The following is a 26,278-nucleotide window of genomic DNA, read 5'->3' as shown; positions in this document are numbered from 1 at the left end:
TACATGTGCCTGAATGATTGGTGATCCCGTAAAGGTCAAACTTTTGTTACAAAACCATCAGCCGCAATATCCACAAAAGCCCCCCATCGGCATACAAAATCTTTTTCAAATAACAATCGTGGTTCTGGTTAGAGGCTTACTTATGTGTTAGATTAAGTTGATAAAGCGATGACTTTAAAAAATTATGCCATTCTGTGGAATTCGTCCAACTCGGCAGATAAAAGGCAATAAAATGAAAATTTAACAAGAAGAAAAGAACGGGTATATCAATTACTGTATGCTGCATGGATTTGCCAGGAGACATTATTTTCCTGAACCAAATTTGAGGTTGCTGAGTAAACTTGCGACTGTTGCTGAGTAAACTTGCGACTGGCGTTCGCCAATGTTATATCTACAATGTTGACAGGATACTTAGAGGCTAGTAACATTTTCAGCTAAAAGCAGTCGCTGAAAATATTGTATCGAAAAACGTCAAACTTAAGTAAACCCTGGAAGTATAATCTCATCGGAAAGTATAAGTCTCATCAGGAAGTTTAAGTCTAATCGGGAAGAATAAGTCTAATCGGGAAGAATAAGTCTAATTTGGAAGTGTAATCTCATCAGGAAGTGGAATCTCATCAGGAATTGGAAGTCTCATTTCGAAATGTAAGTGTCATCAGGAATTGGAAGTCTCATTTGGACTTGTGAGTCTCATAATAACGTATAAGTCTCAGCTGGAATTATAAGTCCCATTTGGAAGAGTAAGTCCCATTTGGAAAAGTAAGTCTTACCTGGAATTGTAAGTCTCATTTTGAAAAGCGAATTTAAAAAATTCTTCCCCTTTCGTCCGAATCGATCAGGTTCCTGGTGATTGTATGATCGAATGCATCTTCCTTGTTCGCGAGTACCTGTCTCAGCAGGTCATGTATAGTAAGTACACCAATAAATTTCTTGTTATCGTAAGCGAGTATATATCTTGTACGATGTGAATTCATCCGGTTCATACAATGTTCGAGGGTATCTGTAAGAGATACTACAGGCAGATCCAAAGTCATCACCTCTTTAATCATCGTATCCTTACTTGAGTGTCCTTTAAGAACTACATTTCGTGCATAGTCCCTCTCACTGAAAACGCCTCTGTATTCATCACCTTCCATCACTACAAGATAACTTAGGTTAACCGCGTTCAATAACTGTAAACCCTCTATAACAAGTTTCGTGGGTTCAATAACGTTAGTCATCGGACCTTTGGTAGAAAGAATTTCTTTAACTGTGCGCATGATAACTTCAATTTTTCTTTGATCAGGTAATTTGTTCTATGGAAAGTTAACGGTTTCCCGCCGTATCTGCACAGGCAATCAATTCTTACGCCGGCCATCTCTTATCTCAGAAAGGCAAATTTACACGAAAAATAATATGACCTGCCTCATCAGGAAAGTTATGCTTCCGTTGGTTCACAGCTGCAGATCAGGAAAGGTATGCTTCCGTTGGTTCGCAACTGCAGATCAGGTTCCTGTCTCCATAGGTGTTATTTACACGGCTAACCGAAGGCCAGAATTTGTTCCTGGCTACATAAGCCAATGGAAAAGCTGCCTGTTTCCGGGTGTAAGGACGATTCCACTCATCATCACAAACCACTTTCTGGGTATGTGGTGCATTTTTTAATGCATTATTCACCTTGTCAATTGTACCTCCTTCAATTTCTTTGATCTCTTCATATATGCTGATAAGTGCATCACAGAAACGATCAAGTTCTGCCTTGTCTTCGCTTTCAGTAGGTTCGATCATGATAGTACCTGGCACAGGGAAACTCATGGTGGGAGCGTGGAAGCCATAATCGATCAATCGTTTCGCAACATCTTCCGCTTCAACACCTGATGTTATTTTGAAAGGCCGCAGGTCAACAATAAATTCATGTGCGCAGGTACCATTTTTACCCAGGTATAAAATTTTGTAGAATTTCTCGAGCCTGGACTTCATATAGTTTGCGTTCAAAATAGCATATTCCGTTGAAAGCTTCATCCCTTCAGCTCCAAGCATTTTGATATAAGCATAACTGATCAGCAGGATACTCGCAGAGCCGTAAGGTGCAGCGCTCACAGCATTGATGTTTGAAGGCGCCCGGCTAACGGTAAAGGCTGTATGATTTTCCGGTGTTTCATTAAAAACATGCCCTGGTAAATATGGTTTCAACTTGTCATTCACACAGATTGGTCCCATGCCAGGGCCACCGCCACCGTGCGGAATGGCAAATGTTTTATGGAGATTAAGGTGGCAAACATCGGCACCAATCATTCCAGGCGATGTAAGTCCGACCTGGGCATTCATGTTTGCGCCGTCCATATAAACCAGTCCGCCATTTTCATGAATAATTGCACAGATATCACGGATGCTTTCTTCAAACACACCATGCGTTGACGGATAAGTAACCATCAATGACGAGAGCGTGTCTTTGTATTGTATAGCTTTTAATTTAAGGTCATCCACATCCACGTGCCCTTCGCTGTCACTTTTAACAACCACAACCTTCATACCTGCTAATACTGCACTAGCCGGATTAGTGCCATGTGCAGATATAGGGATAAGCACAACGTTGCGATGCGCGTCACCGCGGGCAAGATGATAAGCCCTGATTGTTAACAGGCCTGCATATTCACCCTGTGCACCGCTGTTTGGTTGCAATGAACATGCAGTGAAACCAGTAATCTCACAAAGAAACCTGCTGAGTTCTTCAACAATCTGCAGATAACCCGCTGCCTGGTTAGAAGGTACAAAAGGATGTATTCCTCCAAACTCAGGCCAGGTTACAGGGATCAGTTCCGTAGCTGCATTAAGTTTCATGGTGCAACTACCAAGTGAGATCATCGAGGTATTGAGTGACAGGTCTTTGTTTTCAAGTGATTTTATATAACGCATCATCTGGCTTTCGCTGTGATGTGAGTTAAACACTGAGTGCCCGAGATATGATGATTTACGGATAAGCGGTTGTGGGATATGTTCCAGTTCAGTCTCGCTTTCAAATGTAACCGAAGCTACATGTGTACCGGCTGCTTCTTCAAAGATGGCAACGATATCAAGAATATCACTTTGAGATGTGGTTTCATCAATAGTAATTCCAATATGATTTCCATTGAAGTACCTGAAATTGACTTCACGGGTTTCAGCTACTTTCCGGATAACAGCTGTATTATCCACCCTGATTTTAAGCGTATCGAAATAAGCATTATTCTGATTGCTGTAACCAAGTTCGTCAAGCTCCGTAGCGAGTGTATTAGTCAGTAGTGAAATACGCAGGGCGATGTTTTTCAAACCCTGGGGTCCATGATATACGGCATACATGGCGGCCATGTTTGCAAGCAGGGCCTGGGCAGTACAGATGTTTGAAGTAGCTTTCTCTCTTTTGATATGTTGTTCCCTTGTTTGAAGAGCCATTCTTAAAGCCCGGTTATTCTGGCTGTCTATACTTACACCGATGATACGGCCGGGAATTCCTCTTTTGAATTCATCTTTTGTGGCAAAGAAAGCGGCATGAGGACCACCGAAACCCATTGGAACACCGAAACGCTGAGCGGATCCAACTGCAATGTCAGCACCCAGTTCGCCAGGGGGTGTCAGCAATGTGAGCGCAAGCAGGTCAGTTGCCATCACTACCAATCCGCCTGCCTGGTGAATTTTATCTATGAAAGACCGGTAATCTTCTACCGATCCGTCGTTGTTTGGGTACTGCAGGATCGCACCGCAATACTTTGTATTATCGATGCTGTAATGATCGCCAAATACAAGCTCAATGCCGATCGGAGCAGCTCTCGTAATCAGCACATCCTTTGTTTGCGGGAAGATATGGTTATCAACAAAAAACTTTGGCTGGGTAATTTCTTCGGTCCTGTTCACATGATGAAAAATCATCGACATGGCTTCTGCCGCGGCTGTGCCTTCGTCCAGCAACGATGCGTTTGCCAGCGGTAAACCGGTAAGATCGCCGACCATGGTCTGGAAGTTTAGTAAACTTTCAAGCCGGCCTTGTGAAATTTCAGCCTGGTAAGGAGTGTATTGGGTATACCAGCCTGGGTTTTCAAAAATATTCCGAAGGATCACGCTTGGAGTTATGGTTCCATAGTAACCCTGGCCGATATATGTTTTATATACTTTGTTTTTAGCAGCAACTTTCTTTAGCTCCTGGAGATATTCGTATTCACTTTGTGGTTCCGGATTCTGAAGTGGTTTCTTCAGCCTGATGGCTGCAGGTATCGTTTTTCCGATCAGTTGTTCCAGTGAATCGTTGCCTGTTTCTCTTAGCATCTGGCTGGTTTCCAGTTCGTTTGGTCCAATATGTCGTGTGCGGAACTCCTGTTGTTGCTGTGTGAATAAATCCATATTCTTAAATGAGGTTGACCTTATTTTAAAATGATGTGCAAAGTTAAGGGATATTTATTTTTTTTATTGCCTATTTTAGACCGTAGGAACCTACATATAAGAACTAACCAACATGAGTTCATCTAACTGCCTGAACTGCGAGGTAACCCTTGATTTTCAGGCCAGGTATTGCCCGAACTGCGGACAGAAAACCAACACTCACAGGCTAACACTGAGCCATATTCTCCATGACTTTTTTCATGCCCTCACACATGCCGACAAAGGTATTCTCTATCTTTTAAGGGCGCTGGCTTTGAAACCCGGTATAGCTGCCGAGGAATATATTGCGGGAAAAAGGGTAAAATACTTTAACCCATTTTCGCTCTTTCTCATTCTTATGGGGATCTATGTGATTTCAAATAATTTCTTTGCTCCTCCACCAAAACCCCGACTGCCGGACAGTGCGGTGCTGGCAAGGATTCCCACTGAAGAAGGTAAAAAAACATATGTCACAATGATGCGGCGAAGTAGTGAAGTAACGGTCTTCATGAACAAACACGGCAATATACTCGCAATGTTTGCGGTACCGCTGTTTACATTTTTATCGTGGATGGTTTACCGAAAGGCAGCCTATAACTTTGCGGAACACCTGACGGCGAATCTGTTATTTGTTACTTTTAGTAACCTGGTTTTCACCGTCCTGATCTTCCCGTTACAGGGAATGTTTGGAACCGGTAGGGGAGTTGCCAATATGTTTATCTTCCTGGGCCAGCTTCTACAGGTGGTTTATATCACCTGGTGCTATTACCAGTTCCTTCCTTCAAGGCCAGGATTTTTGAAGTTGCTGGGGGCTTTTGGCTTAAGTTTGCTGGGAGTGATACTCTGGAACCTCGTTACCCTGACCGCTGTAGCCATATATATGTATCGTAGCCCTGCCTTTATCAATTTTTTTACAAGGATGTTTTCATAGCTGGCGGGTGATGGTTTCATAGCCGCCAGGTCTTAAGTTTTTCAACCGCGCCGATTGTACCTATCTTGCACAAAATATTGATTGGTGGGTCAGGATATACTTATAAACTGGGAGAAAAAATCAGGCGAAAGAAAAAAGCTTTACAAGCAATTTCTAGACAGGGCCGACAAAAACAAGGTTCTTAAACTTTTGCCCCAGTTTCATGAAGAGGCATTTGAAAAAATCGACTGCCTCAAATGCGCCAATTGCTGTAAAAACTACTCTCCACGATTCAAAACACCTGACATCAAGAGAATTTCAAGGCATCTGAAGATGAAGGAAGGTGACTTTATCGAAACCTATCTCAAACTCGATGCAGATGGAGACTATGTTGCTAAAACTGCTCCATGTCCTTTTCTTGGTGAAGACAATCTTTGTGGCATCTATGATCAGCGTCCTTCTGACTGTGTGCGTTTTCCTTATACCGACGAGGACGTTATTCTGAAACGCCCGGCATTAACCACAAAAAATCTCACTTTTTGCCCGATCACATATTATGTCGTGGAGAAGCTGATGGCGAATCTGAAATAAGTTATGCTTTCAGAAAATTATGCTTTCAGAAAATAGCTGGCGACCAGTCCGGCCATGATAGCAAGAATAAAACTAAGCAAGGTCCCGATTAATACATATTCAGTGAGCTTTGTATCTTTTGCTTCCGTAAGATCGCCAAAGCGAAATATGGATTTCGCACCCAGTAAAAATCCAATGCCTTCCCATCGATTCAAAAGAATAAAAATCACTATGAGGAAACGTTCCATGATTCCGATAAGCTGACCGGCATTTTCCAGTGATTCAACTTCCGTCATGATTTTTCCTGGACTTGATCTTGGTGACCATTTGGATATCACCACTTTAATAAGAAACGATGCAGGACTCATGATGAACAGCATAGCAAACACAACTGCAAGTACACGTTTGTCTGACAAAAGGGAAAGATCAAGCGGCATTTGCTGGTATAACGCCCAAGCTACTATGATAACCAGGAGATGGAGTAACTGATCTGCAACAAACCAGGTCCTTCGCGTTTCCTCCTTTTGAAACTGAAGTTTACATCCATCAATTACCAGGTGCAGCAATGTAATTGCCAGCGCATATTTCCAGAAAGCCGGATCAGCGGTAATCAGCATCATCAACACAAAATGTATCAGTACATGCACATATAAAAATGCAGAGCGCCATTTTTGTTGTTCTTTTTTATAAACCAGTAACCTGGTTTGAGTAAAAAAGTCTCCGATAAGATGTGCGATAAGTAGTTGTAATAACAATATCATTTCAGCCTGATTGTTCGGTTATATGCTCCCTGAAATATTTTTCCAGTTCCAGGATCTCTTCAAAATGTGCCCTGGTTTGTCTTTCACTTACCGAGGACTGCGTGCGTTTAATCTTTTTACCCAACTCTTTTTGAGAAAGGTCCTGGTAACGCAATGACAGATCTATCAGCTGTGCAGAACTTGAGCTCCAGGTATCCATTGCTATTGATGCAAGGCTGATCATCAGGTTCAGTTGCCGGTCAGTGCCGGGCCACGGAGTTCTTACCGCTAATCGTTGTTTAATCTTCTTCAACTCTTCAAACTTCTCGCCTGAATTTACAAAAGCTTCGCCGTTCGATTCACTGATGCGGGCTGCAACATAGGTTTTTTTTCCGATCCCTATAGCCATACGCACATCTAAACCTTTTACAGATCTTATAGCAGCCTTGATTCTCAGGGCAGCCATAAAGGATTGGACAGGAGACTCAACTTCCAGTTGAAAACTGTCACCCCTGAAAATCTCCCAGGCTTTTGGTGATTTGCCATAAAAAGACAATATCTTTTTTAAGGGAACTAACCATGCCTGCTGGTCAGTAACCTTACGGGAATTAATAATATCGCCGGTAATAATGCTTGTCATATTATCTGATAAATATCGGCTAATTAATCGATATTTCAAAAAATCGGGTTTATGGCCGATAATTTAATATATAGGCTAATTTGCCGATAGTTTAATATTCCATTTTACGCAATGAAGGCGCAAGCAGCCACGTAATCAGCACGACAATAATAGTCATGCAACCTCCAAATACTATAGAAGGAGCAGCACCCATAATTCTTGAAGTAAACCCGCTTTCAAACATCCCAAGTTCATTACTTGAATTAATAAACATGGAGTTTACCGAGGAAACCCTGCCGCGCATATTGTCGGGTGTTGTTAACTGGAAAATTGTTCCCCGTATTATCATACTGACCCCATCAAGCATACCTGCGATCATCAATACCAAAAAAGAGATCCAGTATAAATCGGATAATCCAAAAGCTATTATACATACTCCAAAACCAGCTACGGCAATCAGCAGGCGCTTTCCCTGCTTTTTCCGCATAGGGAAAAAAGTCATGAGCATTATGCTTATTACTGCGCCAAGGTCAGTAGCCGCATTCAGCCATCCAAAACCAACTGGTCCTACTTTAAGGATCGTGTGTGCTACTTCCGGTATAAGTGCAACAGCGCCACCAAACAACACAGCGAAAAGATCCAAGGAAATAGCTCCGAGTAAAATTTTATGATTCAGTACATATAATAGTCCTTCTTTTACGCTTTCCAGTGCCTTTGCATGCGGATTTTTATTCACAACAGGCAATTTTTCTACCAGCGAAATACTTACGGCGGCAATAATAACATAGGCTAAGATGATGTAAAAGGTTTGATGTACCCCGAACCAGGCAATAAAAAATCCTCCGGAAGCGTGACCAAGGATCGAGGCTGATAGCCAGCTGGAAGAAGTAATGTTAGCAGCAAATTGTAAACGTTCCCTTGGTATCAGTTGCGCAACAATTGCCGAAGATGTTGGTCCGACAAATGCCCTGATGATGCCCGTACAAAAGATAACCGCGTAATACAGGTATTGAAGATTTGAAGTGTTGACACGGTTCTCTACCCAACTTGTAGTAAGGACAATCATCGCCAGCACGCATATTGCATAAAACGAAATTCCCCTCAGCAGCAATGATCGTTTATCTGATCTGTCGATCTGGTGCCCGGCATAAAGTGACAGGATAAATGCAGGAATAAATTCAGACAAGCCAACAAGCCCGATAGCAAAAGAACTCTGCGTTAACTGGAAAAGTTTATACCCGACAACCGTTGAGACCATGCGTAAAGCCATGATGAGGAAAAATCGGCAGACAATAAATTTTCGGAACGCCGGTGACTCTAAGGGTGAAAGACTATTTGGGAACGACATGTTATCCGCGAAAATAAGACACAAACAGTTAACAGTGTTTTCGTCCAGCAGGCAATTTATTGATTCCGATCATCCACTGCCGGATAGTTTATTGATTCTGATCATCCGTTGACAGGTAGCTAATTGATTCCGATCATCCACTGCCGGGTAGTTTATTGACTCTGATCATCTACGGCCAGGTAGTTTATTGATTCTGAACATCCGCTGCCTGGTAGCTTATTTATTCGGATCTTCTGCTGCCTGGTAGCTTATTGATTTCGATTATTAGATAAGTAAGCCCGGTCCGGGAATTCAGTAAAATCCCTGATTATATTAAGGCAGGGTAAAATAGTGTTGGCCGGACTCGTAATCCTTGTCCAGGGCGTCGATGATAACTTTCAGGTGTTTTGGATTGCCTAGAAAATCAGCATTGGCAGCATCAATGATTAAAGTTTTTATATTGTGTTGTTTGATATATTGAAGATAGGTCTCCTGTATATTGAAAAGATAATTGTCAGGTATGGCCTGCTCATATAACCGGTTACGTTTTTTTATATTCTGCTGAAGTTTACTAACGGGTGCGTGTAAATAGATGAGGATATCAGGTTGTGTAAGTTGTTGATGTATGATTTCGAACAGCTTTTGATAGAGCCGGAACTCTTCTTCCGGCAAAGTTACCTTCGCAAACAATAAACATTTTGTGAACAGATAATCGGTGATGGTGATATTCTGGAAAAGATCTTTTGTATGTATAAGTTCTTTTAGTTGTTTGTATCGCTCGGCCATAAAAAAAAGTTCGACCGGGAATGCATATTGTTTTGGATTTTCATAAAACTTCGCCAGGAAAGGGTTGTCAGCAAATTCTTCTACGATAAGCCGGGCATCATAGTGTTTGGCGAGCATATGTGCCAGTGTTGTTTTTCCTGCCCCGATATTGCCTTCAATAGTAATAAAATGATATTGCATTATGCCTTCAAAATAACAGAAAGGCTATCAGATAAAAGTTGGTTGATGATTAATGTGGATAAAAACAATGATGGCAGACCAGGCAACATGTTAACAAAAATTGTGTTTCATTATTCTCCGGTTGTTGCCTGATAAGGCTCTACTCTTAATGGATCTTTACATTCGGCCAGTAATTGCTTGACAGTTTTGTTAAACGCGGGGTGTATGAAATCGGGACTGATATTATTCATAGGTGCCAAAGCAAATCGCCTTTCCTGCAAAAGAGGGTGCGGAACCGTGAGCCTTGGATCGGCAATGATTGAGCTACCATAAAACAGGATGTCAATATCAATTAGCCTGGGGCCGTTTTTTTCCCGACGGATCCTTCCCAGCTCGCGTTCAATTTCAAGAATTATGTCTAATAATATGGTCGGGGGATGAGAGGTATCCAACTCCAGGGCCTGGTTTAGAAAAGATTTTTGATCCGTAATTCCCCAGGCAGCCGTTTCATAGATCACCGAAGTGCGGATAATTTGCCCGGCCCGGGTGTTGATTAACCCTATAGCATTTTCAAGATTTTCCACCCGATTTCCCAGGTTACCGCCTATCAAGAGGTACACATTGTCCATAATCCCTATATTGTAATGATATTGCTTTCAAATATCTTTGAATTTGTCTAATAAATAATAGAAAGAATGAATACCTTCTTTAAAGTGTTTTTTGCTTCGTTGTTAGCTTTGATTGTTTTTACGATCATCGGGATTTTTGTACTGGCGGGGGCAATATCCGGAATCACTGCCGGTGACGATGTGAAAACCGGTAACAGGGCAGTACTTGTGCTTGACCTTTCTCAAAATTATCCTGAAATAGCCACACCAAATCCGCTTTCCGGGTTTAGCGATGGAGAAAATTATGATTTGCCATCCATTTCTGATGTTATCAGGTTGATTCAGAAAGCGAAATCAGATTCCGCAGTAAAAGGAATTTATATCAATTGTGGTGGTAATGCAAACGGCTTTGGCAATAATAATGAATTGAGAAATGCCCTGATTGATTTTCGCAAATCCCAGAAGTTTATCTATGCCTATGGTGACGTGATTTCACAAAATGCGTATTATGTTGCATCTATTGCCGACAAACTGTATTGCAATCCACATGGAGGGCTTGATTGGAGTGGGTTTGTAATGCAGATGGCCTATCTTAAAGGAACATTACAGAAACTTGAAATTGAACCACAGATTTTCTATGCAGGAAAATTCAAATCTGCGACTGAGCCTTTCCGTGAGACGAAGATGACCGAGCCAAACCGGATCCAGGTAACGGAACTGTTAGGTGATCTTTACGGAGAGTTTTTACAACAGGTTAGTGATTCGCGCAAAATTGATACGGCTGAACTCAGGAGGTTTGCCGTTCAAAATGTTATCCGCTTTCCAAATGATGCATTGAAGAACCGTCTTGTAGACGGACTTAAATATGATGATGAAGTAAAAAATGAAATAAGGTCGAAGCTTAATATCGGGACTACTGAAAAAATAAATTTTATTTCAATTTCAAAATATGCCCAGGCAGTATCAATCCGGAAGTCTGCAACCAATAAGATAGCAATCATCTATGCTGCTGGAAACATAATAGATGGCAAAGGTGACAGATCAAATATCGGGGGGGACACATACCGGAACCTGATCCGAAAGGCAAGGATGGATAAAAGCATCAAAGCAATTGTACTGCGCGTGAATTCAGGCGGTGGAAGTGCGTTAGCGAGCGAAAACATCTGGCGCGAGCTTGAGCTTGCAAAAAAAGAAAAGCCAATTGTCGTCAGCTTTGGCGATGTTGCTGCTTCCGGCGGGTATTATATCAGCGCGCCGGCCAATGTTATCTATGCACAGCCAAATACAATCACCGGTTCTATCGGTGTATTCTCCATTGTTCCAAACATGCAGAAATTTTTTAACAACAAACTAGGCATGACCTTCGATGCAGTTAAAACTGCCCCGGATGCCGATGCCGGGACAATAGTTCAGCCACTAACACCTGCACAGCAAAGATATTTCCAGGAAAGCGTGGACAGCATTTACAATACTTTCAAAAACCGGGTGGCGACAGGCAGGAAAATGACAATGGAAATGGTTGACAGCATTGGCCAGGGCAGGGTATGGAGTGGAAGGCGTGCAGTTCAGCTTGGCCTGGTAGATAAACTGGGAGGGTTACAGGATGCTTTGGCTGCTGCAGCAGAGCTGGCAAAACTTACAGAATATGGCCTGCGCGAATATCCGGAGCCTCAAAGTATTTTTCAGTATTTTATGGGTTCGAAGGAAGAAGCTATGAAAAATGAAGCGATTTCTAAAGAGCTGGGTGAGGCGGGTATGAAGACCTATAATGCTGTAAAATCATTAAAGTCTATGATAGGAGTAAGCCAGGCAAGAATGCCATTTGAATTTCAGCTTCAACAATAATCTTTACCCCTAACACCGTTTATGCCTTCAGATTATAACCAGTTCAGAGCCATGATGGCCATTACAAGGGCGAGCCTCAAAGCAATTTTCAGAAGCCCGAGTGCAGTCATCTTCAGTTTTGCTTTTCCTTTTGTCTTCATACTTGTTTTCGGTTTTCTTGGCAGCGGGGGGCGATTGTCCATGCGTGTGGCTTTTGCAGAAAATACGGATACAGCAAATATTCTTTATCCGATATTAAAAGGAGTCAGCGGTCTTAATATAATTTTAAAAGATAAAAAAGAACTCCAGGAAGATCTTGAAAAAGGAAGGTTGACCGCTATTATCAATATTCAAAAATCTGATACGGCGTCCAAAGGATTTGTTGTTCAACTGACCAGTTCTGATGCTGCCAATCCCCAAAATATCCAGGTGTTAAGGTCGATACTGGACGGCATCATCAAGAACATAAATGAGAAGGTATATAGTCAGTCTCCAACCTATGCTACGGTTAGCAGCGATGTTAAAAAGATTCCCGGTCGTATATATCGTACCATTGATTTTATCCTGCCCGGGCAACTTGGTTTTTCACTGCTGAGTTCGGGAGTTTTTGGAGTGGCATTTATTTTTTTTAACCTAAGGCAAACCCTTGTATTAAAAAGATTTTTCGCAACACCGATCCGTCGTGGCTATATCGTATTCGGAGAAGGACTTAGTCGCGTTATCTTTCAGTTAATAACTGCAATTACAATCCTTTTATTCGGACATTTCTTTTTTAAATTCACATTGGTACATGGCTGGATAACATTTCTGGAATTGCTTGTGCTAAGTTTTGTGGGTCTCGTTGTTTTTATGGGGTTCGGATTTGTAGTAAGTGGCATAGCGAAAAATGAAAGCACAATCCCCCCACTGGCGAATCTTTTCACATTACCCCAGTTTTTACTTGCGGGTACGTTTTTCTCCATTGACAATTTTCCAACATGGTTACAACCTTTTTGCCGGGTATTGCCTCTTACCCATTTGAACGATGCTATGAGGAATGTAGCTTTTGAAGGGGCGCATCTTACAGACTGTGGAAAACAATTAGGAGTTCTTGGAATATGGGCCGTATTATCATATGCGCTTGCCATAAAAGTGTTTAAATGGGAATAGTGTTATGAGAGTAATAAAACTGGGCATTATTAGCCTGATTGTGTTCGGCGTAATTGTTTACCTGTTCTCTTTGTTTATACCGTCACATGTTCGCATTTCACGTGCCATGACTATTGCAAGATCCAAGGCTGATATTTCATCTTATCTTGCCGATATGCGAACCTGGTCTGATTGGAACCAGATGATTATTTCACAGGACAGCAACTCAGGAAACTTTGGAAAAAAGCTTTACACTTCACCTCGATTAAAAGTGGAGATAGTCAATGCTTCTGAAGATTCTGTCATCACAAACTGGAAGTATCGTAGTTCTGACCCCATCAACAGTGGGTTTTATCTGGTACAGTCTTTGTCTGATACAACAGTTGCCCAGTGGTATTTTGACTTCCATCTTGACTGGTATCCATGGGAGAAGTTTGGAAGCATTATTTTTGATCAGCAACTTGGTCCCCCTATGGAAAAATCCCTGCTGGATTTAAAAAACACTTTGGAAAACCAACCCCGGTAACAAGTCTTTCAACAATCAAATTTTCTTTTACCTATAAATAAAAATAAGCTGTATGAAGCGACTAATGTTTTTATCAGGAGTGCTGTTGTTAAATGTAGCAATGGCCTTTGGCCAGGCGGACAAATCAAGCAGACCAAGTCCCCCTGCAACCGTTTCGGGAAAGTCCGCTGGCGGTGCCAATGTCAAAATCGATTATTCTACACCCTCAGTAAAGGGAAGAACTGTTGGCGGTGATGTTGCCCCAAATGGAAAAGTATGGAGAGCAGGGGCGAACGAAGCCACTATTCTCGAAGTAGACAAGGATGTAACTATCGAAGGCAAAAAAGTTCCTGCCGGTAAGTACACGCTTTGGGCAATACCCGGTGAAAAAGAAACAACTATTATCATCAACAAGGAAACTGGTCAGTGGGGCACACAGTACAAAGAAGGACAGGACCTCGTACGTGTAGCCGGCAAGACTGAAAAAGCCCCAGCCTTCACTGAAAAGCTGACTTATGTTATTGATAAAAGCGGTAAGGTGTCTCTTCTTTGGGGTGATAAAGCTTATGTATTCAACGTGAAATAATCGCCAATAGCTTCATGTTGTGAATCTGCCTGCTGTAAATCAGCGGGCATTTTTTTGTAGTAAGCCGATGAGGGTATCATACACAGTGTCAAGCTCATTGCTGGTAATACAAAAAGGAGGCATGAGGTAAATTGTATTGCCAAGTGGACGAATAAAAATAAAATGTTCCAGGGCTGCTGAAGTTAATCCGGCAGCTGACTGATTGAGATAATTTTTTTCGGTGCTGTTCAGTTCGAATGCTACAATTGTTCCCAGCACCCGGAAGTTTTGCACGAGGCCTTCATGTAAACCGGCCCCGGAGATCTTTTTGCCAAATTCCAGATGTTTCCGGTGGATCATTTTTATCTGATCCTGGCAGCTTATTTCTGTTAGAAGATCCAGGCTGGCCAGTGCTGCTGAACAGGCGATTGGATTTGCGGTAAATGAATGTCCATGAAAAAAAGTTTTTGACCGGTCATCGGTCAGATATGCCTCATGAATTTCTGCGGTACAGGCGGTGACGCCAAGTGCCATAGTGCCGCCCGTAAGCCCTTTGCTCAGGCAGATGATGTCTGCCTTATTTTGAATCTTCTCACCTGCAAACATGGATCCTGTGCGTCCAAATCCTGTTAGTACTTCGTCGGAAATACAAATTATTTCTTTTGACCTGATATAATTCAATAAAAGATCCATTGGTGCCGCTTCGTACATATTCATGCCTCCGGCCCCCTGTAACAAAGGCTCATAAATAAAACATGCCGTTTCTGCACCAAATTCATCAATGAGTTCCTTATTTTTTTCAAGATTATTTTCCCGGGGAACATCCAGGTAGATAACTTCAAACATATAAGCTTCAAATGCTGCATTAAAAATACTTTTTCCGCTCACACTCATCGCTCCAAAAGTATCACCGTGATATGCATCCCTGAAAGCGAAGATTTTTGTCCGGTTGAATACCGAGTTGTTCCACCAGAATTGAACTGCCATTTTGATCGCCACTTCAACTGAGGTTGAACCGTTGTCGGAATAAAATATTTTGCTGAAGCTACCTGGCAAAAGGGGGATAAGGCGTTCGGCCAGTTTTACTGCAGGTTCATGGGTGAAACCGGCGAATATAACCTGTTCGAGTTGCAGGGCCTGCCGGTAAATCTTTTCGGCTATATAAGGATGGCCATGACCGTGAAGCGTTACCCACCAACTGCTGATGCAATCAAGATATCGGCTTCCGTCGGTTCCTATAAGGTATGCCCCTTCACCTTTTGCAATTGAAATGGGAGTTGCGGCGTATTTTTGAGGCGTATACGGATGCCAGATTACCTGTTTATCCCGTTCAGAAAGACTATTTTCCATAGAAGCGCAAAGATAGCTTCAGAAGTAATTGAGAAGACAGGATGATTCATTAGCATTGATTTACAGGAGACATAACACTAAATTTGCCCCCGCGGGGTGAAAACCAGGGTCAATCCTGCCAATTCATTGTGAAATCCCCGGTCAATGCAACGATCCGTGATTATTATTTGTCAATTGCACACTTAGAGATGAATTATCAGCGACTGGTAAAAGATTGTTTAAAGTTAGATCCTCAGGCTCAGCGGGAGTTATACGAGCATTTTGCCGAAGGGATGCTTGCTGTCTGTTACCGTTATACCAAATCGATGACTGATGCAGAGGATGTTCTCCAGGAAGGATTTATCAAAGTTTATAGAAATCTGCATCAATTTAAATCGGAGGGTGAATTGGGTGGCTGGATCCGCCGCATCATGGTTAACACTGCATTAAATTATCTCAAGCAAAATAGCCGGTACCAGAGCGATTTATCTTTCCTCGACAACACCATGCACCCCGTTACAAACGATAATCCCGAGATGCAACTGAATGCTAAAGACCTTGCCGAGATGATCAGGCAGTTACCTACCGGCTATCAAACCATATTTAACATGCATGCGGTGGAAGGTTACACTCATGTTGAAATAGGCAAATTACTGGGAATTAATGAAGGCACTTCGAGATCGCAATATTCGAGGGCCCGGGCGCTTCTTATAAGCTGGCTGAAAATTCATTCTGAAGAAACAAAAAAGGAGAATTATGTCCGACCATGATTTTGAAAAACGGGTGAAGCAAAAAATGGATGAACTGAAGTTCACTCCATCTGATGCTGTGTGGCAGGCTGTGCAGTCGAAGATCCGTAAGGACAGACCCCGGCGCCGTGGTTGGGTGCTTATCCCGGTTTTGCTGGCCGGTTTAGGGGTGGCTGGTTATTTCCTGTTCAATAACATCAATAAATCAGATTCTGATATTTCTTATCAATCAACAAATTCAACCAAATCAATTCCGCAACCTTCCGATAATTCATCAGCACCAGGTAATTCATCAGCACCAGGTAAATCATCTCCATCAGATAATACATCCCCATCAGATAATTCTTCAGCACCAGATAATTCATCCTCACCAAAAAATTCATCTGCAACTGACGAGACTAAAAATTCCAATAAAGAAACAAGCAAGGATCTATCGGTAAATTCCGCAACTTCTAACAAAACAGGTAAGGAAGTCCAAAGTGAAAATATTAAGGAGCATAAAACTATAAATCCGGCAACAGATCCTTCAGGTTCGATAACTAAAGGTAAAAAGCCAGGTTCAAATATCAGGAACAATCAAAATGTAGCCATCCTGCCAAAGAAAAATAACGGATCAAAAGTTGCTCTGGCCAGTCCACAATCGCAACCAGGATCAAAACCCCGGTCACAACTTCAAGCAAAACAGAAACCGCAAACCAAACAGCAAGCGCCGACGGGTTCCGTATTTCAAACCCAAACTCCTGAGCAAAAGCAAGCCCAAACTAAACAACAATCATCTGATATTAATAAGGTTGACAGCACAGGACAAACAGCCATCGTCGCTGGTCAGCAGGAAATAATCCAACCAGATTCAGCATTGGCTGCTAAGCCGGCTCTTAAGTCAGACCGGAAAAATGACTCTTCAGGCGCGGAAATAAAAGATCTTGTAAAAAGCAGGAAAAAGAAAACAGGATGGGATTGGGGTCTAAATATAGCAGGTGGTGTGTCCAATATAAATGATGGCCCCCTCACAGATGTTCTTAAGTCAAGCCATATGGCTGATGCAGCTTCCAGTCCCCAGTCTAGTAATAATTTCCTGTTCGCTCCTTCCACAGTTGGTTTGCCACCTGCAATACCATCCGAAGTAAAGGCAGGACCCTACTTTTCTATTGGCGGTTTTGTTACAAAGCAGTTGTCTAAAACATTTTCAATTTCTGCAGGGCTGCAATACAGTCAATACAATACGATCATAGAAGTGGGATATCGTGTAGATAGTTCCAGGCTTGTAAACAATGGTGCACAGGTCAGGAATGTTGCCCGCTATTATCGTGCTGATGACAACAGTAAGTTCTCTAATAAGTATCATTTTATCGAATTACCACTTACACTACATACCCGTATCACCGGTAGTAAGTCTTTACCGCTGTTTTGGAACGCAGGCGTTCACCTGTCTCAAATGATTGGAAGCAATGCACTCGTATTTGATAGTGGTACCGGAGTTTACTATAAAGACAAATCGACTTTAAACAAAACCCAGTTTGGGTTTGCAACCGGATTTACAGTTGGGCTATTAGGGAAAAGTAAAACCCCGATGCTGATCGGACCATCAGTGAAGTACAATGCGAGTGAAATGTTTAAAAAAGACATTTTGAGTGGAAAATACCTGATATCGGCAGGCCTTGATTTCAGAATTTTACTGAATAAAAAATAAGTGCAACGCAAACACTGGTTTTGTTGTCACCGATAAAACCATTGCTTTTATGCGACGTATTTACAGACCCCTCCGCACAATCCTCACTGTATTGTCTTGCATGTTCCTGCTCAGCAGTTGCATGAAAGACAAACTTTCAAAAACCTATACCATATATACTCCGGTATATAAGACTAAACAGGAAGTACTTGCTTCCGTGAAATTTGCTGCACCACAAACCATTTCTTCCCCGGGTAAGATTTACATCTATGGTAAATATATATTCCTGAATGAACTTAATAAGGGAGTTCATATTATCGACAACTCAAACCCGTCTTCACCAAAAGTTGTTGGTTTTGTAAATATCCCGGGTAATGTTGATATAGCAGTGAAGGGGAACATGCTTTATGCTGACTTGTATGCTGACCTCCTGGCTATAGATATAAGTGACCCACTCAATACGAAGCTAAAGAAAGTGCTTCCGAAAATATTCCCTGAAAGATCCTACGGAATCGGTTATAGCCCGGATACAACAAAGATAATTGTAGACTGGATTCAAAAGGATACCACTATTGTTATCGGCAATGAAACCGGCTATAGTGGCTGTCCGACCTGTTCGTTTGCATCTCCTTTCTACAGTGCAGATAAATCAAGTTCAGCTGCGCCGGGCGGGATTGGCGGATCAATGGCAAGGTTCACGATTGTAAACGACTACATGTATACTGTGGGCCAGTCTGATCTGAGTATCCTGTCTATTTCAAACGGTGCAGATCCGGTAGTTGTCGGTACACAAAGAATCGGGATGAGTATTGAAACAATTTATCCTTTCAAAGACAAGCTATTTATAGGATCCGCAGCAGGCATGTTTATATATAACATTTCCAGTCCATCAGCACCGGCGAGAGAATCAGAGTTTTCACATGCAAGAGCCTGTGACCCTGTAATCTCTGATGATAATTATGCCTTTGTAACATTAAGAACTGGTTCCTGGTGCGCAGGCACAACAAATACCCTGGATGTTATCGATATAGCAAACATTAGTTCGCCCCGGCTTGTGAAAACTTACCAGTTAAAAAATCCTCACGGCCTTTCGAAAGATGGTAATTTATTATTTATATGTGATGGCACAGATGGGCTAAAGCTTTATAATGCAGCCAATGTGAGCGACCTGAAGTTGCTGGATCATATTAAAGAACTGGAAACATATGATGTGATTGCATGGAACAAATTGCTAATGGTTGTTTCTAAAACCGGTTTACATCAATATGATTACAGCGATGGCAAAACGATGCGTTTGTTAAGCACAATCCAGATAAATAAAAAACTTTAAGAATGAAGACGACCGCGATTTTATTATTGGTGGTGGCGTTTTCGTCAACCGTAGTTTCTGCCCAGGATAAAGCCAGGTATCACGCACAGAATTATGTTGGCCTGCTTGAAGGCGAGGCGAGGGGCGCCTTTCAACTCCAGACAATACATGGTGTTCAGTATCGTAACTGGTATGGAGCCGGCGGTATTGGACTCGACTATTACATGTACCGTTCGATCCCTGTATTTTTTTCTCTAAACCGGGATATCGTTTTAAATAAAAGGACATTTTTTGTTTCTGGTGATATTGGTGCCAACTACCCCTGGGTGCAGGAAGAGAGTAGTATGGGCTGGGGCGGTTCATCAAAGCAGGACTTTTCTCCCGGGCTTTATTGGGCAGGGGGCCTGGGCTACAAAGCATATTTTAATAATAAGTCTGACGCTTTCCTTATTAATTTAGGTTATTCATTTAAACATTTGAAAGAGGAGAACAAATCGGAGGGGTTTTGTCCCGGTCCACCCTGCACTGTTTACCCCACAATATATGATTACAAGCTAAATAGGATTTCGTTAAGACTGGGGTGGCAATTCTGAATTATGAATTATGAATTATGAATTATGAGTTATGAGTGAGTTGATGAGTGATGAGTGAGTTGATGAGTGATGAGTTGGCTGTTACAACCCTCGATAGGGGGTTGACTTCGCATAGCCCGGGGTGAAACCCCGGGATTGGTGAAACACGAAATTGATGCAACACGGTATTGATTTAACACGGTATTGATGAACGCGGGATTGGTGAAACCCGGGACAATTTGTGAAACCGGTAATTAATAAACCGATGTGATTAAATTTTAAGATGCCGGATCGGTTAGTTGAGTTGTGTGTTCAAACTTTTCAGTGGTATCTAGTATTAGAAGTATTAGAAGTATCAGAAGTATCAGTAGTATCACTAGTATCAGTAGTATCACTAGTATCAGTAGTATCTGATGATGCATTAGTAAGAAAACGCAGATTCCTTTGCAAGCCTTTCAACTTTGTTCTTTTTAATGGAGAATGACGAAAGAGTTTTGCAAAGGATTCTTCTGTTAAGCCTTCCCAGTCTTTTGTTGTGAAATTGAGAATACCAGGAATAGGTTGAAAACTTTTCTCGTGGTTCGGTTTTGAAAAACGGTTCCATGGACAAACGTCCTGGCAGATATCACAGCCGAAGGCCCAATCTTCAAACCTGCCATTCATTTCCTGCGGAATCAGCATTTCTTTCAATTCGATGGTAAAATATGAAATGCATTTACTTCCATTTACTACTTTGTTTTCACTGATTGCTTCGGTGGGACATGCATCGATACATTTTGTGCAGCTGCCACAAAAATCTTTTGCATAAGGATCATCATATTCCAACTCAAGATCTACAATGAGGGTGCAGATAAAAAAAAAGGACCCACCATTTTTTGTTATGAGATTTCCATTTTTACCCAGCCAGCCAAGTCCACTGCGGGTAGCCCAGGCCCTCTCCAACACCGGGGCTGAATCCACAAATCCGCGGCCCTGGATATTGCCCATTCTTTCCCGCATCTTATTTAATAATATATTTAATTTTCCCCTGATTACTTCATGATAATCTTCGCCATAAGCGTATTTGGAAATTTTAGGGGATCCCTTATTAACCTGTAATTCGTTGGGATAATAATTAAGCATTAAGGTAATGACAGATTTTGCACCGGGAACTAGTCTCGTTGGATCTACCCTGAGCTCGAAATGATTTTCCATGTATTTCATGCTCCCATGCATACCCTTTATCAACCAGTTTTCCAACCGTTCAGCATCTTCATTAAGTCTACCCGCCCTGGCAATACCGCAATGATCAAAACCAAGTTCGGTTGCCCATTGCTTCAGAACCCTCGTATGTGATTCCATGTTCCTCACTATTCAAACAGTTTCAGATTATTAAGATCTGCAAAGTTAAACATTAAAATTACAGAAGTCAGAGTCTGAGCTACAGCTAGCTGGATAACAGCTAGCCTGAGCCACAACTTGCCGGGTAACAGTTAGCCTGAGCCTCAGGATACCGGGCCACAGAAAACTGTGCATAATGTACCATATTCCTCCTAAATTATATCCTAACGGCTGTCATCTTACGAAAGCAGCTATTTTTAAACTGGCTTGCTTTAACTTCAATCACAATTTTTACTATATTAACCGCTTAAACGATTTATCAGCTTATGAAGAATGCCCTGGATTTTAAAGATATCATAGTCTTCATGATATATTTTGTGATAGTTGCAGGTTACGGTTACTGGATTTATCAACGAAAAAAGAAAGCTTCCCTTGGTACAAAAGATTTTTTCCTTGCTGAAGGTTCACTCACCTGGTGGGCAATCGGAGCTTCACTGATTGCATCAAATATTTCCGCTGAACAATTTATTGGAATGTCTGGCTCAGGTTTTAAAATGGGTCTGGCAATTGCGACTTATGAGTGGATGGCAGCTGCAAGTCTTGTAATTGTTGCCATTTTCTTTATACCGGTATATCTTAAGAATAAGATATATACGATGCCGCAATTTCTTAATCAGCGTTATAACGGAACCGTTAGCCTGATTATGGCCATTTTCTGGCTTTTCCTTTATGTGGTGGTCAACCTTATGTCGATACTTTATCTCGGTGCACTTGCTGTTAGTGGAATATCCGGGGTCGATCTCAATGTATGTATGATCGGGCTCGCCATTTTTGCTATTTTTATTACACTCGGGGGGATGAAGGTTATTGGATACACAGATGTTATCCAGGTATTTTTTCTGATTCTTGGTGGCCTGGTAGCAACTTATCTCGCGTTGAACCTTTTGGTAGATACAACAGGTGGAGATTATAGCATGTCAAGAGCTTTTGATGGGTTAAACATCATGCGACGGGAAGCGGATGATCATTTTCATATGATCCTTAAAAAAGACAATCCGAACTATCTCGATCTCCCTGGTCTTACCGTGTTGATAGGAGGTATGTGGATCACAAATCTGAACTACTGGGGTTGCAACCAATACATAACTCAAAGAGCGCTTGGCGCTGATCTGAAGACAGCAAGAAGTGGAATCCTGTTTGCTGCTTATCTAAAACTTCTTATGCCTGTTATTGTTGTATTGCCGGGCATTGCAGTTTATATACTTAACCAGAAAGGTTATTTCAGTGGAGGTGAATTACTTGATTCAAAAGGTACCCTGGCTGTCGATAAAGCTTATCCAACATTACTCAATCTTTTGCCAGTCGGGTTGAAGGGCCTTGCCTTCGCGGCTTTAACTGCAGCAATTGTTGCTTCACTTGCCGGAAAAGCGAATAGTATCGCTACCATTTTTTCACTTGATATTTATAAAAAAGTAATCGATAAGGATGCTACTGATCACAAACTGGTTAATGTCGGAAAAATAGCAGTGGTTATTTCTATGATAATGGCCATGATCCTTGCATTTGTTGTTGGTGAAAAACTAATGGGAGAAGGTAAACAGGGTTTCCAGTATATACAGGAGTACACGGGTTTCGTAAGTCCGGGCATCTTTGCCATGTTTATACTCGGATTTTTCTGGAAGAAAACAACATCCAATGCTGCACTTTTTGCAACGGTGGGTGGATTTGTGTTTTCAATGATCTTTAAATTCCTGCCTTATTTTGGAGATCTCAGTGCCCTTTCTCCTTATGGATTTTCAAGACAAAACGTTGATGGTGTATTTGAGATTCCCTTTCTTGACAGGATGGGTTTCGTATTTGTTCTTAGCGTGCTTGGTATGGTTATAATCAGTTTATATGAGAACAAGAGAGGAGTGAAACCCAATGCGCTTGAAATTGATGCAAAGATGTTCAAATTGGATAAAGGATTCGCTATCGGAACCTTTATTGTATTGGTAATCCTGACAACACTTTATACTGTTTTCTGGTAAACTTTTTATTGTGAAATATACTTTAGGATATGATATTGGGTCATCTTCTGTAAAAGCTGCCCTGCTTGAGATAGCAACTGGCAAAACCGTTGCCAGTACTTTTTCGCCTGCTGATGAAATGCCCATCTCGGCTACCAGGCAGGGCTTTGCCGAACAGGACCCGGAGCGCTGGTGGAAAGAATTAATAGCTGCAACAGAAATTCTCAGATCCCAGGTAAATTATAAAGGCGATGAGATTGCCGGTATCGGTATCTCATACCAGATGCATGGGCTTGTTTGTATTGATAAGGATGGCCAGGTTCTGAGGCCATCAATAATCTGGTGCGACAGCCGTGCGGTTGAAACCGGTAACAAGGCATTTGAGGAACTGGGACAGGAATATTGCCTGCAGAAATTCCTGAATTCGCCCGGAAACTTCACCGCTTCCAAATTGAAATGGGTGAAAGATAATGAACCGGAACTTTATAAACGCATCGACAAGATCATGCTTCCCGGTGATTATATTGCTATGAAGTTAACAGGAGAAGCCGCAACTACAATTTCTGGTTTATCTGAAGGCATATTCTGGAACTTTCCTGAGAAATCCCTGGCAAAAGATCTTCTGGATTATTATGGGATCGATGAAAAAAAGATAGCAAGCTTAGTTCCAACATTCGGCGAACAGGGCAGGATTACAAAAGCCGCCGCAGGCTTACTAGGGCTGGCAGCCGGAACGCCGGTTTGTTACCGCGCCGGAGATCAGCCCAATAATGCGTATTCACTTAATGTGCTTAACCCGGGCGAAGTTGCCGCAACGGCAGGAACCTCGGGAGTAATATATGGAGTGATAGATCAGATCAACTATGATCCACTATCAAGGGTAAATAATTTTGTGCATGTGAATCATTCGGATGAACATCCCCGTTATGGAGTATTGTTATGTGTAAATGGAACCGGTAGCCTCAACAGCTGGTTACGCCGCAATTTCTTTTCCGGTATATCATATAACCAATTGAATGAAGAAGCTGCTCGCTCGCCAGTCGGGTCCGATGGCATAAGGTTTTATCCTTTTGGCAATGGAGCAGAACGGGTACTCGAGAACAGGGATCCGGGAGCCTTTTTACAGGGTGTTCAGTTCAACAGGCACGATCGTACCCATATAGCCCGGGCCGCCCAGGAAGGTATCGTATTTGCACTAAGATACGGTATGGAGGTTATGGAGGGGATGGGCCTTAAAATGAAAACTATAAGAGCCGGGTATGCCAACATGTTTTTAAGTGATGTATTTGCCACTACTTTTTGTAACACTACAGGATGTAATATTGAACTTTATAACACAGACGGTGCAACCGGTGCCGCAAGAGCAGCCGGTGTAGGTTGTGGTGTATTCGGATCATTTGCCGAAAGTTTTCGCGGTATGGAAGTTATCAAAAAAATGGAGCCGGCTGCCGCGCTTCAATCATCAAATACCGAAGCTTACGAATATTGGAAATCAGGTTTATCGGCTTACACGATATAATTTAAATTATCGGCCTACACTATATATAATTTAAATTGTCAGCTTACACGATATAAATTAAGATTATCAGCTTTCGCGATATAAATTAAGACTATCAGCTTTCGCGATATAAATTAAAATTATCAGCATACACGATATAAATTAAAATTTATGAGTATCACATTAGGTAACAAAGAATATTTTAAAGGAATTGGACAGATCGGTTTTGAAGGACCTGAATCTGACAATCCACTTGCATTCAAATGGTACGATGAAAAACGAGTTGTTGCAGGCAAAACAATGAAAGATCATTTAAGGTTTGCTGTTGCCTACTGGCACTCTTTCTGTAATACAGGTGCCGATCCATTCGGACCAGGTACCAAACATTTCCCATGGGATGCTTCGCCGGATGCCGATCAGCGTGCGAAAGACAAAATGGACGCAGCATTTGAATTTATAACTAAACTTGGAGTGCCTTATTATTGTTTTCATGATATTGATCTTGTAGATGAAGGCAACACTATCGATGAATACGAAAAGCGCATGGGCAACATCGTTAGTTACGCAAAGGAAAAACAAAAATCCAGCGGGGTTAAATTGTTATGGGGTACGGCCAACGTTTTTTCGAACGCCCGTTATATGAACGGTGCTTCTACCAACCCTGATTTTCATGCTGTTTCCTACGCAGCAACCCAGGTGAAAAATTCAATTGATGCTACGATTGCTCTTGGTGGCGAAAATTATGTATTCTGGGGAGGACGTGAAGGATATATGTCACTGCTTAACACGGATATGAAACGTGAGGTGGATCACCTTGGCAGATTCCTCGGCATGGCCCGCGACTATGCACGCAAAAAAGGTTTCAAAGGTGTATTTTTTATTGAACCAAAACCCTGTGAACCCACAAAACACCAATATGATTATGATAGTGCCACTGTAATCGGTTTCCTCAGGCACTACGGGCTTGATAAAGATTTCAAGATAAATGCAGAGGTGAACCATGCAACCCTTGCAGGACATACCTTTCAACATGAATTGCAGGTAGCTGCAGATGCCGGCATGCTGGGCAGCATTGATGCCAACAGGGGCGATTATCAGAATGGATGGGATACTGATCAGTTCCCGAATAATATCAACGACATCGTAGAAGCAATGCTTGTAATCCAGGAAGCTGGCGGTTTTGGCGGCGGAGGTATAAACTTCGATGCTAAACTCAGAAGAAATTCAACTGACCTGGAAGATATGTTCCATGCACATATAGGTGGTATGGATATTTTTGCCCGTGCGCTTGTCGTTGCTGATAATATCCTGACTAAATCATCTTACAAAAAGTTCCGCAAAGACAGGTATTCATCATTTGATACCGGGAAAGGAAAAGAATTCGAGACTGGCAAGTTATCACTCGAAGACCTCCGCGAATATGCTATCGCTAATGGCGAAGTGAAGTTGCAGAGTGGAAGGCAGGAGTGGTTGGAGAATATCATCAATCAATATATCTGATCTTTTAGTTTACCCCTGCTGTTCATTTTCATGTATATAATGGCTGGTTCATTAATTTGAACCAGCTTTTTTATGCAACAGTTTTTGGTCGCTTCTTCGCACCGTTGGGAGCGGGATTGTGCCTTTTTGCGGCTGTGTCCCGTGGTTAATACCTTTGCTCATGCTGGGAGTGGTTCTTGTCTCCGATCGGCTTTTTTTGCCCTGATCAGCT

The 26,278-nt window shown here is 42.0% G+C and carries 22 protein-coding genes; 13 read left to right on the top strand and 9 right to left on the bottom strand.

Annotation, left to right across the window (positions count from 1 at the left end; all coding sequences use genetic code 11):
- Window positions 1–803: 803 nt before the first annotated feature.
- On the bottom strand, window positions 804–1,259 hold the full coding sequence (locus tag VK664_RS00595) for a CBS domain-containing protein (protein WP_461396647.1): 456 nt from the start codon (window positions 1,257–1,259) through the stop codon (window positions 804–806).
- A 187-nt stretch (window positions 1,260–1,446) separates the two neighbouring features.
- A complete protein-coding gene (gcvP, locus tag VK664_RS00590; RefSeq protein ID WP_461396646.1) occupies window positions 1,447–4,353 on the bottom strand; it encodes an aminomethyl-transferring glycine dehydrogenase in 2,907 nt (968 codons plus the stop codon).
- 112 nt (window positions 4,354–4,465) lie between these two features.
- Here gcvP and VK664_RS00585 point away from each other — a divergent pair, with 112 nt between their 5' ends.
- The gene (locus tag VK664_RS00585) at window positions 4,466–5,302 is read left to right on the top strand and encodes a DUF3667 domain-containing protein (protein WP_461396645.1); all 837 of its coding nucleotides are present in this window, start codon (window positions 4,466–4,468) and stop codon (window positions 5,300–5,302) included.
- Window positions 5,303–5,386: 84 nt separating this feature from the next.
- A complete protein-coding gene (locus tag VK664_RS00580) occupies window positions 5,387–5,872 on the top strand; it encodes a YkgJ family cysteine cluster protein (protein ID WP_461396644.1) in 486 nt (161 codons plus the stop codon).
- A gap of 17 nt (window positions 5,873–5,889) precedes the next feature.
- Here VK664_RS00580 and VK664_RS00575 read toward each other — a convergent pair whose 3' ends face one another.
- From VK664_RS00575 to folK, 5 genes are all read right to left on the bottom strand, one after another.
- Window positions 5,890–6,612: a DUF3307 domain-containing protein gene (locus tag VK664_RS00575; RefSeq protein WP_461396643.1), complete on the bottom strand. Its 723-nt coding sequence runs from the start codon at window positions 6,610–6,612 to the stop codon at window positions 5,890–5,892.
- Between the two features lies 1 nt (window position 6,613).
- Complete coding sequence (locus VK664_RS00570) at window positions 6,614–7,231, bottom strand: SatD family protein (protein WP_461396642.1); 618 nt, start codon at window positions 7,229–7,231, stop codon at window positions 6,614–6,616.
- A gap of 91 nt (window positions 7,232–7,322) precedes the next feature.
- Window positions 7,323–8,558 carry an MFS transporter gene (locus VK664_RS00565; protein ID WP_461396641.1) on the bottom strand — a complete coding sequence of 412 codons (1,236 nt, stop codon included), beginning with the start codon at window positions 8,556–8,558 and terminating at the stop codon, window positions 7,323–7,325.
- 312 nt (window positions 8,559–8,870) lie between these two features.
- Window positions 8,871–9,503 carry a deoxynucleoside kinase gene (locus tag VK664_RS00560; protein ID WP_461396640.1) on the bottom strand — a complete coding sequence of 211 codons (633 nt, stop codon included), beginning with the start codon at window positions 9,501–9,503 and terminating at the stop codon, window positions 8,871–8,873.
- 110 nt (window positions 9,504–9,613) lie between these two features.
- The gene (gene folK / locus VK664_RS00555) at window positions 9,614–10,111 is read right to left on the bottom strand and encodes a 2-amino-4-hydroxy-6-hydroxymethyldihydropteridine diphosphokinase (protein ID WP_461396639.1); all 498 of its coding nucleotides are present in this window, start codon (window positions 10,109–10,111) and stop codon (window positions 9,614–9,616) included.
- A 66-nt stretch (window positions 10,112–10,177) separates the two neighbouring features.
- Between folK and sppA the strand changes: the two genes are divergently transcribed.
- The 4 genes from sppA to VK664_RS00535 are packed head-to-tail and all read left to right on the top strand — an operon-like array spanning window position 10,178 to window position 14,133.
- A complete protein-coding gene (sppA, locus tag VK664_RS00550; protein ID WP_461396638.1) occupies window positions 10,178–11,935 on the top strand; it encodes a signal peptide peptidase SppA in 1,758 nt (585 codons plus the stop codon).
- 21 nt (window positions 11,936–11,956) lie between these two features.
- The gene (locus tag VK664_RS00545; RefSeq protein WP_461396637.1) at window positions 11,957–13,063 is read left to right on the top strand and encodes an ABC transporter permease; all 1,107 of its coding nucleotides are present in this window, start codon (window positions 11,957–11,959) and stop codon (window positions 13,061–13,063) included.
- 4 nt (window positions 13,064–13,067) lie between these two features.
- Window positions 13,068–13,568, top strand: coding sequence for an SRPBCC family protein (locus VK664_RS00540; RefSeq protein WP_461396636.1), 501 nt, complete (start codon window positions 13,068–13,070; stop codon window positions 13,566–13,568).
- A 52-nt stretch (window positions 13,569–13,620) separates the two neighbouring features.
- Window positions 13,621–14,133 (top strand): DUF2911 domain-containing protein, encoded by a 513-nt coding sequence (locus VK664_RS00535; RefSeq protein ID WP_461396635.1) that lies wholly within the window; start codon window positions 13,621–13,623, stop codon window positions 14,131–14,133.
- 39 nt (window positions 14,134–14,172) lie between these two features.
- Here the strand turns inward: VK664_RS00535 and bioA are convergent, their stop codons facing one another.
- Window positions 14,173–15,462: an adenosylmethionine--8-amino-7-oxononanoate transaminase gene (gene bioA / locus VK664_RS00530; protein WP_461396634.1), complete on the bottom strand. Its 1,290-nt coding sequence runs from the start codon at window positions 15,460–15,462 to the stop codon at window positions 14,173–14,175.
- A gap of 128 nt (window positions 15,463–15,590) precedes the next feature.
- On the opposite strand from bioA, the gene VK664_RS00525 reads away from it, so the two are divergent.
- The 4 genes from VK664_RS00525 to VK664_RS00510 are packed head-to-tail and all read left to right on the top strand — an operon-like array spanning window position 15,591 to window position 19,761.
- Complete coding sequence (locus tag VK664_RS00525; protein ID WP_461396633.1) at window positions 15,591–16,211, top strand: RNA polymerase sigma factor; 621 nt, start codon at window positions 15,591–15,593, stop codon at window positions 16,209–16,211.
- Window positions 16,198–17,880, top strand: coding sequence for an outer membrane beta-barrel protein (locus tag VK664_RS00520; RefSeq protein ID WP_461396632.1), 1,683 nt, complete (start codon window positions 16,198–16,200; stop codon window positions 17,878–17,880). Before VK664_RS00525 ends, VK664_RS00520 begins: the two co-directional genes overlap by 14 nt.
- Before the next feature lie 49 nt (window positions 17,881–17,929).
- Window positions 17,930–19,189: an LVIVD repeat-containing protein gene (locus VK664_RS00515; RefSeq protein ID WP_461396631.1), complete on the top strand. Its 1,260-nt coding sequence runs from the start codon at window positions 17,930–17,932 to the stop codon at window positions 19,187–19,189.
- 2 nt (window positions 19,190–19,191) lie between these two features.
- Complete coding sequence (locus tag VK664_RS00510) at window positions 19,192–19,761, top strand: hypothetical protein (protein WP_461396630.1); 570 nt, start codon at window positions 19,192–19,194, stop codon at window positions 19,759–19,761.
- Between the two features lie 300 nt (window positions 19,762–20,061).
- On the opposite strand, the gene queG is transcribed toward VK664_RS00510, so the two are convergent.
- Window positions 20,062–21,081: a tRNA epoxyqueuosine(34) reductase QueG gene (gene queG, locus VK664_RS00505; RefSeq protein ID WP_461396629.1), complete on the bottom strand. Its 1,020-nt coding sequence runs from the start codon at window positions 21,079–21,081 to the stop codon at window positions 20,062–20,064.
- Between the two features lie 305 nt (window positions 21,082–21,386).
- On the opposite strand from queG, the gene VK664_RS00500 reads away from it, so the two are divergent.
- The 3 genes from VK664_RS00500 (at window position 21,387) to xylA (ending at window position 26,067) form a co-directional block, all read left to right on the top strand.
- Window positions 21,387–23,090 carry a sodium/sugar symporter gene (locus VK664_RS00500; RefSeq protein WP_461396628.1) on the top strand — a complete coding sequence of 568 codons (1,704 nt, stop codon included), beginning with the start codon at window positions 21,387–21,389 and terminating at the stop codon, window positions 23,088–23,090.
- Window positions 23,091–23,100: 10 nt separating this feature from the next.
- Window positions 23,101–24,588 (top strand): xylulokinase, encoded by a 1,488-nt coding sequence (locus VK664_RS00495; protein WP_461396627.1) that lies wholly within the window; start codon window positions 23,101–23,103, stop codon window positions 24,586–24,588.
- A gap of 150 nt (window positions 24,589–24,738) precedes the next feature.
- The gene (xylA, locus tag VK664_RS00490; RefSeq protein WP_461396626.1) at window positions 24,739–26,067 is read left to right on the top strand and encodes a xylose isomerase; all 1,329 of its coding nucleotides are present in this window, start codon (window positions 24,739–24,741) and stop codon (window positions 26,065–26,067) included.
- Window positions 26,068–26,278: the final 211 nt, after the last annotated feature.

Source organism: Flavitalea sp. (assembly GCF_035489435.1).
Taxonomy (GTDB): domain Bacteria; phylum Bacteroidota; class Bacteroidia; order Chitinophagales; family Chitinophagaceae; genus DATHKG01.
Note: the sequence above shows the minus strand (reverse complement) of the source record. Positions and strands in the feature narration are given on the sequence as shown.